General features: G+C 65.5%; 13 protein-coding genes and 1 pseudogene. 11 read left to right on the forward strand and 3 right to left on the reverse strand.

The genetic code is table 11. From position 1 onward, the window contains the following. The first annotated feature begins 48 nt into the window (after positions 1–48). From uvrC to VJV41_RS29035, 5 genes are all read left to right on the forward strand, one after another. Positions 49–2091: an excinuclease ABC subunit UvrC gene (gene uvrC / locus VJV41_RS27480; protein WP_325339172.1), complete on the forward strand. Its 2043-nt coding sequence runs from the start codon at positions 49–51 to the stop codon at positions 2089–2091. After that, the gene (gene rapZ, locus VJV41_RS27485) at positions 2088–2996 is read left to right on the forward strand and encodes an RNase adapter RapZ (RefSeq protein WP_414685072.1); all 909 of its coding nucleotides are present in this window, start codon (positions 2088–2090) and stop codon (positions 2994–2996) included. The genes uvrC and rapZ overlap by 4 nt, the downstream gene beginning before the upstream one ends. Further along, the gene (gene yvcK, locus VJV41_RS27490; protein ID WP_325339174.1) at positions 2993–4018 is read left to right on the forward strand and encodes a uridine diphosphate-N-acetylglucosamine-binding protein YvcK; all 1026 of its coding nucleotides are present in this window, start codon (positions 2993–2995) and stop codon (positions 4016–4018) included. Before rapZ ends, yvcK begins: the two co-directional genes overlap by 4 nt. Continuing rightward, positions 4015–4992: a DNA-binding protein WhiA gene (whiA, locus tag VJV41_RS27495; protein ID WP_325339194.1), complete on the forward strand. Its 978-nt coding sequence runs from the start codon at positions 4015–4017 to the stop codon at positions 4990–4992. The genes yvcK and whiA overlap by 4 nt, the downstream gene beginning before the upstream one ends. 294 nt (positions 4993–5286) lie before the next feature. Then, a complete protein-coding gene (locus VJV41_RS29035) occupies positions 5287–5457 on the forward strand; it encodes a hypothetical protein (protein ID WP_414685073.1) in 171 nt (56 codons plus the stop codon). On the opposite strand, the gene VJV41_RS27505 is transcribed toward VJV41_RS29035, so the two are convergent. Then, on the reverse strand, positions 5451–5900 hold the full coding sequence (locus VJV41_RS27505) for a hypothetical protein (RefSeq protein WP_325339176.1): 450 nt from the start codon (positions 5898–5900) through the stop codon (positions 5451–5453). The genes VJV41_RS29035 and VJV41_RS27505 overlap by 7 nt on opposite strands. A gap of 283 nt (positions 5901–6183) precedes the next feature. Here VJV41_RS27505 and gap point away from each other — a divergent pair, with 283 nt between their 5' ends. From gap to ppc, 6 genes are all read left to right on the forward strand, one after another. Then, complete coding sequence (gene gap / locus VJV41_RS27510) at positions 6184–7206, forward strand: type I glyceraldehyde-3-phosphate dehydrogenase (protein WP_325339178.1); 1023 nt, start codon at positions 6184–6186, stop codon at positions 7204–7206. A 4-nt stretch (positions 7207–7210) separates the two neighbouring features. Beyond that, the gene (locus tag VJV41_RS27515) at positions 7211–8434 is read left to right on the forward strand and encodes a phosphoglycerate kinase (RefSeq protein ID WP_325339180.1); all 1224 of its coding nucleotides are present in this window, start codon (positions 7211–7213) and stop codon (positions 8432–8434) included. A 9-nt stretch (positions 8435–8443) separates the two neighbouring features. Further along, positions 8444–9229, forward strand: a complete 786-nt coding sequence (gene tpiA, locus VJV41_RS27520; protein WP_325339182.1) for a triose-phosphate isomerase — start codon at positions 8444–8446, stop codon at positions 9227–9229. A gap of 31 nt (positions 9230–9260) precedes the next feature. Beyond that, positions 9261–9494 carry a preprotein translocase subunit SecG gene (gene secG, locus VJV41_RS27525; protein ID WP_325339184.1) on the forward strand — a complete coding sequence of 78 codons (234 nt, stop codon included), beginning with the start codon at positions 9261–9263 and terminating at the stop codon, positions 9492–9494. A gap of 10 nt (positions 9495–9504) precedes the next feature. Continuing rightward, a complete protein-coding gene (locus tag VJV41_RS27530) occupies positions 9505–9948 on the forward strand; it encodes a hypothetical protein (protein WP_325339186.1) in 444 nt (147 codons plus the stop codon). Between the two features lie 104 nt (positions 9949–10052). Further along, complete coding sequence (gene ppc / locus VJV41_RS27535; RefSeq protein ID WP_325339188.1) at positions 10053–12830, forward strand: phosphoenolpyruvate carboxylase; 2778 nt, start codon at positions 10053–10055, stop codon at positions 12828–12830. On the opposite strand, the gene VJV41_RS27540 is transcribed toward ppc, so the two are convergent. Both VJV41_RS27540 and VJV41_RS27545 read right to left on the reverse strand, forming a co-directional pair. Next, complete coding sequence (locus VJV41_RS27540; protein ID WP_325339190.1) at positions 12827–13198, reverse strand: ATPase; 372 nt, start codon at positions 13196–13198, stop codon at positions 12827–12829. The genes ppc and VJV41_RS27540 overlap by 4 nt on opposite strands. Positions 13199–13415: 217 nt before the next feature. Continuing rightward, positions 13416–13599 (reverse strand): annotated as a pseudogene (locus VJV41_RS27545) (HNH endonuclease); the annotation flags it as partial.

The following is a 13599-nucleotide window of genomic DNA, read 5'->3' on the forward strand; positions in this document are numbered from 1 at the left end:
GACGGTAGTTCATCGAGGCCGTCTGAACCGCGCAGTAACCTGGAATCCGTGCCCGATCCAGCGACGTACCGACCTGCCCCAGGGTCGATTCCCGTCGAGCCGGGCGTCTACCGCTTCCGCGATCCACACGGTCGTGTGATCTACGTCGGCAAGGCCAAGAGCCTGCGCAGCCGGTTGACGTCCTACTTCGCCGACGTCTACAGCCTGGCGCCGCGCACCCGTCAGATGGTGATGACCGCGGGCAGCGTCGAGTGGACGGTGGTGAACACCGAAGTCGAGGCGTTGCAGCTTGAATACAACTGGATCAAGGAATTCGACCCGCGGTTCAACATCCGCTACCGCGACGACAAGTCCTATCCGGTGCTGGCGGTCACGCTCAACGAGGAGTACCCGCGGCTGATGGTGTATCGCGGTGCGCGTCGCAAGGGTGTCCGCTACTTCGGGCCGTACTCGCACGCCTGGGCTATCCGCGAAACACTCGATCTGCTGACCCGGGTGTTCCCCGCCCGCACCTGCTCGGCAGGAGTGTTCAAGCGGCACAGGCAAATCGGACGGCCGTGTCTGCTGGGCTACATCGACAAGTGTTCGGCGCCCTGCATCGAGCGGGTCAGCGCCGCGGAGCACCGGCAGATCGTCAACGACTTCTGCGACTTCCTCGCGGGCAAGACTGATCGGCTGGCCCGCGACATGGAGCAGCAGATGAACAGGGCCGCCGAGCAGCTCGACTTCGAGCGGGCGGCGCGGTTGCGCGACAACATCTCTGCGCTCAAGCGTGCCCTGGAAAAGCAGGCGGTCGTATTCGGTGACGGTACCGACGCCGATGTCGTGGCGTTCGCGGACGACGAACTGGAAGCCGCTGTGCAGGTCTTCCACGTCCGCGGTGGCCGCGTCCGGGGTCAGCGCGGCTGGATCGTCGAAAAGTCCGGTGAGCCTGGAGCCGCAGCGGCGGCGACCATCGACGAAAGTGAATCCGGTCCAAAGATTTTGGTCGAGCAATTTCTGACGCAGTTCTATGGCGATCAGGTCGAGCTGGATGGTGCCGCCGACGAATCGTTGAGCCCGGTACCCCGCCAGGTGCTGGTGCCGTGCTTGCCGGCGAACGCTGACGAGCTGGAGACGTGGCTGTCTCAGCTGCGCGGTTCACGGGTGTCGCTGCGGGTGCCGCGACGCGGCGACAAGCGCGCGCTGGCCGAGACCGTGAAACGCAATGCGCAGGATGCGCTGACGCAGCACAAGCTCAAGCGTGCAGGTGACTTCACCGCCAGAAGTGCTGCACTGCAAAGCATTCAGGATGCTCTCGGTCTTGCCGATGCGCCGCTGCGCATCGAGTGCGTCGACATCAGCCACGTACAGGGCACCGATGTGGTCGCATCGCTGGTGGTGTTCGAGGACGGGCTACCGCGCAAGTCGGACTACCGGCACTACGCGATCCGGGACGCAGCGGGCGAAGGCCGCTCAGATGACGTGGCGTCGATCGCGGAGGTGACGCGGCGGCGGTTCTACCGTCATCTGCACGACATCCAGGATTTCAAAGGGCTTGCAGCACAAGACAATGTCGCCGATTCCGCGTCTCCGCCGGCAAAATCACGCAAGTTTGCATATCCGCCGAACTTGTTCGTCGTCGATGGCGGCGCCCCGCAAGTCAACGCGGCCCAGGCCGTCCTCGACGAGCTCGGCGTGAGTGACGTCGCGGTGATCGGCCTGGCCAAGCGCCTCGAGGAGGTGTGGGTGCCGTCCGAGCCGGATCCCCTCATCATGCCGCGCAACAGCGAGGGGCTGTATCTGCTGCAGCGAGTGCGTGACGAAGCGCACCGGTTCGCGATCACTTACCACCGCAGCAAGCGGTCCAAGAGGATGACCGCGTCGGCGCTCGATTCGGTGCGCGGGCTGGGTGAGCACCGGCGTAAGGCGCTGGTCACCCACTTCGGATCGGTGGCCCGGTTGAAGCAGGCCAGCGTCGACGAGATCACCGCAGTGCCGGGTATTGGCGTGGCTACCGCCAAAGCCGTGCTCGAGGCGCTTGGCGTCCCGTCCGATTCCGACGCGCCCGTCCCGGTTATCGGCGATGATCAAACCAGGGCATCGGGATGACAGAACACATGCACGAGGAACTGCGCGAGGGCGCCGGCGAATCGGACATCGACGTCGTCCTGGTCACCGGCCTTTCCGGGGCCGGTCGCGGCACCGCGGCGAAGGTGTTGGAGGACCTCGGCTGGTATGTCGCCGACAACCTGCCGCCCGAGCTGATCGCGAGGATGGTCGAACTAGGCCTCGCGGCGGGTTCGCGCATCACCCAGCTGGCGGTGGTGATGGATGTGCGATCGCGTGGCTTCACCGGCGATCTGGACTGGGTGCGCAGCGATCTGGCCACCCGCAACATCACGCCGCGGGTGCTATTCCTCGAGGCGTCCGACGACATTCTGGTGCGCCGATATGAGCAGAACCGCCGCAGTCATCCATTGCAGGGCAATCAGACTCTGGCAGAAGGCATTGCCGCCGAGCGGGCGATGTTGGCGCCCGTGCGCGCCGCGGCCGACTTGGTGATCGACACGTCGACGCTGTCGGTGCCCGCGCTGCGTGAAAGCATCGAGAGGGCGTTTGGCGGTGAGACCGTCGCGTACACGAGTGTCACGGTGGAGTCTTTCGGGTACAAGTACGGCCTGCCGATGGACGCCGATACGGTGATGGACGTGCGGTTCTTGCCCAACCCGCATTGGGTGGACGAGCTGCGGCCCCACACCGGCCAGCATCCCGCGGTGCGCGACTACGTGCTGGGTCAGCCGGGCGCCGCGGAGTTCCTGGACACCTACCATCAGCTGCTTGACGTCGTCATTGACGGCTATCGCCGGGAAGGGAAGCGCTACATGACCGTTGCCATCGGCTGTACCGGCGGTAAACATCGCAGCGTCGCGATGGCGGAGGCGCTGGCGGCTCGCCTGCAGGGCGGTGATGCGCTCACGGTCCGGGTGCTGCACCGGGATTTGGGCCGCGAATGAGTCCGCGGATCGTCGCCCTCGGTGGCGGGCACGGCCTCTATGCCACACTGTCGGCCGCCCGCCGGCTCACGCCGCACGTCACGGCGGTCGTCACGGTCGCCGACGACGGCGGCTCCTCGGGGCGGCTGCGCAGCGAACTCGATGTGGTGCCACCCGGTGATCTACGAATGGCGTTGGCAGCGTTGGCATCTGACAGTCCCCACGGCCGGTTGTGGGCAACGATCTTTCAGCACCGGTTCGGCGGCAGCGGGGCACTGGCCGGCCATCCGATCGGTAATTTGATGCTCGCCGGGCTCAACGAGGTGCTGGCCGATCCCGTGGCAGCGCTCGACGAACTTGGCCGCATCCTCGGGGTCAAGGGCCGCGTGTTGCCGATGTGCCCGATCGCGTTGGGCATCGAGGCGGATGTCGCGGGCCTGGAGGTCGATCCCCGGATGAGCCGGGTGATCAGCGGACAGGTGGCGATCGCCACCACGGTCGGCAAAGTGCGCCGGGTGCGGCTGCTTCCCGGTGACCCGCCGGCCACCCGCCAGGCGGTGGACGCGATCATGTCCGCGGACCTAGTGGTGCTCGGACCGGGTTCGTGGTTCACCAGCGTGATCCCGCATGTGTTGGTGCCGCAGTTGGCTGCGGCGCTGCAGGCGACGGAGGCCCGGCGGGCGTTGGTGCTGAACTTGGTGGCCGAGCCGGGGGAGACCGCGGGCTTTTCCGTCGAGCGGCACATTCACGTGCTGTCGCAACATGCTCCCGACTTCACCGTGCACGACATCATCGTGGACGCCAGCCGGGTGCCCAGCGAACGTGAGCGGGAGCAGTTGCGTCGCACCGCAAACATCCTCAAGGCTCGAGTCGAGTTTGCTGACGTATCGAGACCTGGTACACCTTTACATGACCCGGCGAGGTTGGCCGCGGCACTGGAGGGCGTACGACTACGTGGGACGGCAGCCACTGCTTCCATCCAGGAGCCGACCGTGCCTACACCGACAGTGAACGGACCGAGAGGTGACGACCCGTGGCGATGACAGCCGAGGTCAAGGACGAGCTGAGCCGCCTGGTGGTCAACTCGGTGACCGCTCGCCGCGCCGAGGTGGCGTCCCTTCTGCGCTTCGCCGGGGGACTGCACATCGTGTCCGGCCGCGTGGTGGTCGAAGCCGAGGTCGACCTGGGGATCATCGCGCGGCGACTCCGTAAGGACATCTACGACCTCTACGGTTACAACGCCGTGGTGCACGTGTTGTCGGCCAGCGGCATCCGCAAAAGCACCCGCTACGTGGTGCGGATAGCCAAAGATGGGGAAGCGTTGGCCAGGCAAACCGGTCTGCTCGATTTGCGCGGTAGGCCGGTGCGTGGCTTGCCCGCCCAAGTCGTCGGCGGCAGTGTGGCCGACGCCGAAGCCGCCTGGCGCGGAGCGTTTTTGGCGCACGGATCGCTGACCGAGCCGGGTCGCTCGTCGGCCCTTGAAGTGAGTTGCCCGGGGCCGGAGGCGGCGCTGGCGCTCGTCGGCGCGGCGCGGCGGCTAGGGGTCAGCGCCAAGGCCCGCGAAGTACGGGGCAGCGACCGCGTGGTGGTGCGCGACGGGGAGGCCATCGGTGCGTTGCTGACGCGGATGGGCGCGCAGGACACGAGGCTGACGTGGGAAGAGCGGCGGATGCGCCGCGAGGTCCGGGCGACGGCCAATCGGCTGGCGAATTTCGACGACGCGAACCTGCGCCGCTCGGCACGCGCCGCGGTGGCTGCAGCCGCGCGGGTGGAGCGGGCGTTAGAGATCCTCGCCGACACGGTGCCCGACCATCTGGCAGCAGCGGGCAAGCTGCGCGTGGAGCACCGGCAGGCGTCACTGGAGGAGTTGGGCCGCCTTGCCGATCCTCCGATGACGAAAGACGCTGTAGCAGGCCGCATTCGGCGATTGTTGTCGATGGCCGATCGCAAGGCCAAGCAAGATGGAGTCCCCGACACCGAGTCGGCCGTCACGCCGGATCTACTCGAGGACGCCTAGCCTGTCAATCCTTCGGGTCGAACGCCAGCGCGACGCTGCCCTTCGCGGGTCAGAGTGAGCACCTGCGGCAGGCCTTGGAGTATTCGTGGCGGCCACGGTCTCGATACCCTCGGAGGATTTGCGGCGAAATCCGTTGGGCCGCAGCGAAGCCGAGCGAGGTGCCCACACCGAGCGTCTAGGGCTGACGCAGCCTTCCTCCCGCCGTACCTCATCTCCGGCCAGTCGCTTGCCGTCGACACCACCCGGCTGCCCAACGTCACATCCACCGACGACCTGGCCGGTCTGACAATCGGTGTGCAACAAGGCAATACCAGCCAGCCGATCGCCGTGTCGCTCGACGACCACGCCCTGTTCAGCCGCGTCACCGTCGCTCAGGCAGAGCTCGAAGCCAACGGCACCCTGCCAACGATCCGGCAGAAGTGGCTCGCCGATCCCGCCACAGATCAGAGCTCATCCGTTCACTGATCGGTCATGATCTGGAATCCGTCGAGGATGGTCTTCGCATCGTCGGCGTAGACCGGCTTATCGGGTTGGGTCGTCTGCAGACCGATCACGGCGGCGTACTTGCGTTCACCGGATGTCACAATCGCGATCGCCGTGCCGCTGCGCGGCGGAATGGTGCCCATCCGCGGAAGTGTGAACGTCACACGCTGAGCCGGCAACCCGCAGACCGGGCTGTCCGATGTGGTGACGAGATCGGTGCCGCCCGCCAACTTGACCAGCCCCTCCCACTCCATTGCAAAGATCTCTTCGGGCGAGCCGCCGTGGGCGGTCACGTCCTCGAGCGTCACCAAGGCACTTGGCGCGAAGTTGTTCGCGGCCAGATCAGGGTTGGCCATGGCGAAGCGGATCAACTCTGAATCGAGCATGGTGGTTCGCTCCCAGTTCTTCGGGTGCGGGATCCTCATGACAGGTTCGCCTGCGCCCTGCGGCTCGATCGTTGTCATTGGCTCGGATACGGCAGTGCACTTGTCTTCGCCGACGAAAGGTTGTCTCACGGCGACCCCGCTGGTCACGTGGCTGCACCCGACAACAGCGCTGGTAACGATCGTCAAACAGCCGATCCGACGTAACCGTGTGGCAAGACCCATGTGCATGATTCTGGCTGGCAAGACCGCCCGCGCACCCCGAATAGCGCACTACTAGGCTGGCCACCGAGCAATACACCAGAGGCGACCAAGGGAGTGACAAGTGACGATCCGGGTAGGCGTTAACGGCTTCGGCCGTATTGGGCGCAACTTCTACCGGGCTTTGGCGGCGCAGAAGGCCGAGGGCAAGAGCACCGATATCGAGGTGGTGGCCGTCAACGACCTCACCGACAATGCCAGCTTGGCGCATCTGCTGAAGTTCGACTCGATCCTGGGTCGATTCCCGGCGGAGATCAGCCTCGAGGGTGAGGACACCATCGTCGTGGGCAACGACAAGATCAAGGCGCTGGAGGTCAAAGAGGGACCAGCGGCCCTTCCCTGGGGCGACCTGGGCGTCGACGTGGTCGTCGAGTCCACCGGCATCTTCACCAACGCCGCCAAGGCCAAGGGCCACCTGGACGCCGGTGCCAAGAAGGTGATCATCTCCGCGCCGGCCACCGACGAGGACATCACCATCGTGCTGGGCGTCAACGACGACAAGTACGACGGCAGTCAGAACATCATTTCCAACGCGTCGTGCACCACTAACTGCCTGGGTCCGCTGGCCAAGGTGCTCAACGACGAGTTCGGCATCGTCAAGGGCCTGATGACGACCATCCACGCCTACACCCAGGACCAGAACCTGCAGGACGGTCCGCACAAGGACCTGCGCCGGGCTCGCGCGGCCGCGCTGAACATCGTGCCGACCTCCACCGGCGCGGCCAAGGCCATCGGCCTGGTGCTGCCCGAGCTGAAAGGCAAGCTCGACGGGTATGCGCTGCGCGTTCCAATCCCGACGGGCTCGGTGACCGACCTGACCGCCGAGCTGAGTAAGTCGGCGTCGGTCGAAGAGATCAACACCGCGTTCAAGGCCGCTGCCGACGGGCCGCTCAAGGGCATCTTGAAGTATTACGACGCCCCGATCGTGTCCAGTGACATCGTCACCGACCCGCACAGCTCGATCTTCGACTCGGGTTTGACCAAGGTCATCGACAATCAGGCCAAGGTGGTCTCCTGGTACGACAACGAGTGGGGCTACTCGAACCGCCTCGTCGATCTGGTCGCGCTGGTCGGCAAGTCCCTCTAGCGTGATGGCCGTCAAGACCCTCGACGACCTACTGGCAGAAGGAGTTTCGGGCCGTGGCGTACTGGTGCGCTCGGACCTGAACGTGCCGCTCGACGACGACCGCAACATCACCGACCCGGGCCGCATCATTGCCTCCGTGCCGACGTTGCAAGCGTTGTCTGACGCGGGTGCCAAGGTCGTCGTCACCGCGCACCTCGGCAGGCCTAAAGGTGGACCGGATCCCAAGTTGTCGCTGGCTCCAGTCGCAAAGGCGTTGGGATCCAAGCTCGGTCGGCATGTGCAGCTGGCCGGTGACGTCGTCGGGTCCGACGCGCTTGCCCGCGCGGAGGGGCTGACGGACGGCGACATCCTGCTGCTGGAGAACATCCGCTTCGATTCTCGCGAAACCAGCAAAGACGACGCCGAACGGGTCGCGCTGGCCAAGCAGCTGGTCGAATTGGTCGGAGACGACGGCGCATTCGTCTCCGACGGGTTCGGCGTTGTACACCGCAAGCAGGCATCGGTATACGACGTCGCGACGCTGATGCCGCATTATGCCGGCACGTTGGTGGCCGCCGAGATCAAGGTTCTCGAGCAGCTGACCAGTTCGACGGAACGGCCCTACGCGGTGGTGCTCGGCGGGTCGAAGGTGTCGGACAAGCTGGCCGTCATCGAGAACCTGGCGACCAAGGCCGACAGCCTCGTCATTGGCGGCGGCATGTGCTTCACATTCCTTGCATCGCAAGGTGTTTCGGTGGGCAAGTCGCTGCTTGAAGAGGGCATGATCGACACCTGCCGCAAGCTGCTCGAGGACTATGGCGACGTGATCCACGTGCCGGTCGACATCGTCGTCGCCGACGAATTCAAGGCCGACTCGCCATCGGAAATCGTTGCGGCCGACCGCATCCCGGACGACAAGATAGGCCTCGACATCGGGCCCGGCTCCGTCGAGCGGTTCACCACGCTGCTATCCAACGCCAAGACCATTTTCTGGAACGGCCCGATGGGAGTGTTCGAGTTCCCGGCGTTCGCCGCCGGCACCAAGGGTGTCGCCGAGGCGATCATCGCAGCGACGGGCAAGGGCGCATTCAGCGTCGTCGGCGGCGGTGATTCCGCGGCTGCAGTGCGACAACTCGGCCTGCCCGAGGACGGCTTCTCCCACATTTCCACCGGTGGCGGGGCGTCGCTGGAATACCTTGAGGGCAAGACGCTGCCCGGCTTGGAAATACTGAGCAGTATTGATCATTAAGGAATCCCCATGAGCCGCAAGCCGCTGATCGCCGGCAACTGGAAGATGAACCTCAACCACTTCGAAGCGATCGCGCTGGTGCAGAAGATTGCCTTCTCACTGCCGGACAAGTACTTCGACAAGGTCGACGTCGCCGTCATCCCGCCGTTTACCGACCTGCGTAGCGTGCAGACGCTCGTCGACGGGGACAAGCTGCGGCTGACGTATGGCGCACAGGACCTGTCGCAGCACGACTCCGGCGCCTACACCGGCGACATCAGCGGCGCGTTCCTGGCCAAGCTGGGCTGCACGTACGTCGTCGTCGGACATTCCGAACGCCGCACCTACCACCATGAGGATGACGCGCTCGTCGCGGCCAAGGCCGCCGCGGCGTTCAAGCACGGCTTGACGCCGATCATCTGCATGGGTGAGCACCTCGAGGTCCGCGAGGCCGGCAACCACGTCGAACATTGCGTCACCCAGTTACAGGGCTCGCTGGCCGGCCTGTCGGCCGAGCAGATCGGCAACGCCGTCATCGCCTACGAACCGGTGTGGGCGATCGGCACCGGCCGGGTGGCCAGCGCCGCCGACGCCCAAGAGGTCTGCAAGGCCATTCGTGATGAGCTAGGCAAGCTGGCGTCTCCGCAGCTCGCGGCGGGTGTCCGGGTGCTTTACGGCGGCTCGGTGAACGCCAAGAACGTCGGCGAGATCGTCGCGCAGGAGGATGTCGACGGCGCCCTGGTCGGCGGGGCGTCGCTGGACGCAGAGCAATTCGCGACGCTGTCCGCGATCGCCGCGGGCGGCCCCCTGCCCTGAGTACCGGCTGGCAACCTGTAATCTGGCGGCCATGGAATTGGCCCTGCAGATCATCCTGGTCGTGACCAGTGTGCTGGTCGTGCTCCTGGTGCTGCTGCATCGCGCCAAGGGCGGCGGCCTGTCCACCCTGTTCGGTGGTGGCGTCCAGTCCAGCCTCTCCGGCTCCACCGTCGTGGAGAAGAACCTCGACCGGCTGACGTTGTTCGTCACCGGCATCTGGCTGGTCTCCATCGTCGGCGTCGCGCTGCAGATCAAATACAGCTAGTCGCGGGGCGATGAACGCGCCGCAGTACGGCCAGCAGCCTTACGGCCAGCCGTACTACGGACAACCTCGCGAGGGCATCGCGATCACGACGCAGTACTCAGTTCTGGCCTGGCTGTACGCCGCGAATACGCCGAAGATCCTGCTGAACGGTTACGACGTGCCGATCCGCGGTTGGGGTCGCAGCATCGTGCCCGCCGCGCCCGGGCAGTATCACGTCCACGTGCATATCCCCTACTGGCTTCCCAGGCGCGCCGGATCTGCGGATTACACCGTCGTGGTGGATCCGGGACAGTGGGTGGAACTCGAATATATGGCGCCGCTGTTCACCTTCAGCCGCGGATCGCTCGGCCCACCGCCTCAGAGCTACAACGGAATTGGCGTGATGATTGCCATCACCGTGGTGTCTGTTCTGTTCGTGCTCACCCTTGCGGTGTTGTTGTTGACAACGGCCTGAGCCCTTTAGAGGAAGCATCATGTGGTTCCCCAAACCTGGGTGCTGGCTGTGGCCCGAGCTTATCCCGCCGTGCGAACGGTAGCCGCTGCGCAGATACTTAGGGCATGGCTGAGGACGCCGCGCTCGCGCCGATCGGTTCGGTGCGCCGCACCCAGGTTGGGCGTGAGGCGACCGAGCCCATGCGGGAAGACATCCGGCTGCTCGGTGCGTTCCTCGGCGAGACCGTTCGCGAGCAGAACGGCGAGGAGGTGTTCGACCTCGTCGAACGCGCGCGGGTGGAGTCGTTCCGGGTGCGCCGCTCGGAGATCGACAGGTCCGAGCTGGCCGGCATGTTCGACGGTATTGACATTCATCAGGCGATCCCCGTCATCCGCGCGTTCACGCATTTCGCGTTGCTTGCCAACGTCGCCGAGGACATCCACCGGGAACGCCGCCGCGCCGTGCACGTCGCAGCGGGGGAGCCGCCGCAGAACAGCACCCTGGCCGCCACCTATCTGAAACTCGATTCGGCCGAACTGGATTCGGCGACGGTGGCCGACGCGTTGACGGGGGCGCTGGTATCACCGGTGATCACCACGCATCCCACCGAGACCCGTCGCCGCACGGTGTTCGACACTCAGCATCGCATCACCGAACTGATGCGGTTACGCCTGCACGGTCATTCGCCGGACGAGGTGGAGCCCGAACTACGCCGCCACATCCTGACGCTCTGGCAGACTGCGCTGATCCGGTTGTCGCGTTTGAAGATTCAGGATGAGATCGAAACCGGCCTGCGGTACTACGAGGCCGCGTTTTTCGAAGTCATCCCGCAAGTCAATGCCGAGGTTCGCAGCGCTCTGCGGACACGCTGGCCCGACGCCGTCCTGCTGCAGGAGCCGATCCTGCGCCCCGGGTCATGGATCGGCGGCGACCGCGACGGCAACCCCAATGTCACCGCCGACGTGGTCCGGCTTGCGACGGGCAGCGCCGCCTATACCGCGCTGCAACACTACTTCGCCGAAATCACCGCGCTGGAGCAGGAATTGTCGATGTCGGCACGGCTGGTGACCATCAGCGACGAGCTGGCGACCTTGGCCGCCATGTGTCACGAGCCCGCACGCGCCGACGAACCCTACCGCCGCGCTCTGCGCGTCATCCACGCCAGGCTCACCGCGACGGCCGCCGAGATCCTGGACCGCCAACCCGAGCACGAGCTCGACCTCGGACTGCAGCGCTACCTGACGCCGGTGGAGCTCCTGGCAGATCTGGACATCGTCGACGCTTCGCTGCGCGCCAATGGCAGCGCGGTGCTGGCCGATGACCGGTTGGCGCGGCTGCGGGAAGCCGTGCGCGTCTTCGGATTTCATCTGTGCGGGCTCGATTTGCGGCAGAACTCCGACGTGCACGAGGAGGTGATCGCAGAACTACTGGCGTGGGCGGGTGTGCATCCCGACTACCGCTCGCTGCCCGAACCCGAGCGCGTCGAGCTGCTGGCGGCCGAACTGGCGACGCGCAGACCGCTGACGAAGGATGGCGCCGAACTGTCCGAGCTTGCCCGCAAGGAACTCGATATCTGCGCGGCCGCCGCACGGGCCGTCAACATATTCGGGCCGCAGGCGATACCGAACTACATCATCTCGATGTGCCAGTCGGTGTCGGACATGCTGGAGGCGGCCATCCTGTTAAAGGAGGTCGGGCTACTCGACATCTCGGGTTCCGAGCTGTATGCACCTGTCGGGGTCGTACCGCTGTTCGAGACGATCGACGATCTGCAGCGCGGCTCGTCGATTCTCGGAGCGGCGCTGGATCTTCCGCTGTACCGCGCGATGGTCACGGCGCGCGCCGACAGCCAGGAGGTCATGCTCGGTTATTCCGACTCCAACAAGGACGGAGGGTATCTGGCCGCCAACTGGGCGCTGTATCGCGCCGAGCTGGATCTGGTGGAGTCGGCGCGCAAGACGGGAATCCGGTTGCGGCTCTTCCACGGTCGCGGCGGCACCGTCGGCCGCGGCGGCGGGCCGAGCTATGACGCGATCCTGGCGCAGCCGCCGGGTGCGGTGAGCGGCTCCTTGCGCATCACGGAGCAGGGTGAGGTGATCGCGGCCAAGTACGCCGAGCCGCGGATTGCGCACCGAAACCTCGAGACACTGCTGGCGGCGACGCTGGAAGCCACACTGCTCGACGTCGAAGGCCTCGGCGACGCCGCCGGGCCGGCCTACGAGGTGCTCGACGACTTGGCCGCCCGCGCGCAGCGCGCGTACGCCGAATTGGTCCACGACACACCGGGTTTCGTCGAGTATTTCAAGGCATCCACCCCGGTCAGTGAGATAGGTGCACTGAACATCGGGAGCAGGCCGACGTCGCGAAAGCCCACGACGTCGATATCTGACCTGCGGGCGATTCCGTGGGTGCTGGCCTGGAGCCAGTCGCGGGTGATGCTGCCCGGCTGGTACGGGACGGGGAGCGCCTTCGAAGAGTGGATCTCCGAAGGCGACGGGCGGCTGGAAGTGCTGCAAGACCTCTACCGGCGCTGGCCGTTTTTTGCGACGGTGTTGTCCAATATGGCACAGGTGCTGGCCAAATCGGACATGGGCCTCGCCGCGCACTATTCGGAGCTGGTTGAGGACGAGGCGCTGCGGCGGCGGGTGTTCGACAAGATCGTCGAGGAGCACGACCGGACGATCCGGATGCACAAGCTGATCACCGGTCAGGACGATCTGCTGGCCGACAACCCGGCGCTGGCTCGGTCGGTGTTCAACCGGTTCCCGTATCTGGAGCCGTTGAACCATCTGCAGGTCGAGCTGTTGCGGCGCTATCGGTCGGGTGACGACGACGAACTCGTCCAGCGCGGAATCTTGCTGACGATGAGCGGACTGGCTACGGCGCTGCGCAACAGCGGCTAGATATGCGTGCGGTCGCGGATCGCCTTCACCGCGCCGCGGACCGCCTGCTCGGTGGCGGCCAGCGGTGACATCACCGATTCACCGACCCCGACGATGCGTTCGACGCGTTCGACGATGCGCTCCATGCGGTCGACCACCGCGTTCAGCCGCGGCGCGAGTTCGTTGATGTGATTGATCGTCTCGTTGAACCGCTCAAGGGTGGCGTCGAGGTTGCCCGTCGAGGCGTTGAGGTCGACGAGCGTCTCGCTCAGGCCTTCGAGGATGGTGTCGACCTGCTCGACGGTGACGTCGGCATTGAGTGCCGCCTGCGCGAGCTTTCTGATCCGCTCGGGTCCTGTGCGTACCGGCTTGCCGCCCTTGTCTGCCATGACGGCCATTATGACCACACCTGTGGAACCGTCGGGCCACAGCGGTCGTCTGACTCAGATGTGAGAACTCGCGGAGGGGACGGGCCGTCCCGCCAATGCCAGGTCGACCCACGCACACAAGCAGGTGGAACCGATCTGGTGACTCAGCTAGCCCAGTACGCGCAGGGTTTCCAGGATGGTGAAACCGACTGCGTGACAAGGAGATACGACTGACCCTTCAGAATGGGGGTGGTTGGTAGTTGGCGGCGAGCCAGGCTTGGCGTTGGCGTTCTTCTTCGGCGATGAGTTCGGTGCGTTGGCGTCGTTCGGTGTTGATGCGGTCGTGGCGGTTTTGTTCGCGGGTTTGTTTGCGCCGCGGCATCATCACGTCGCGCCATGGGCTGGGTTCCTCGACGGTCGAT

It is taken from the genome of Mycobacterium sp. (assembly GCF_035274705.1).
Classification (GTDB): domain Bacteria; phylum Actinomycetota; class Actinomycetes; order Mycobacteriales; family Mycobacteriaceae; genus Mycobacterium.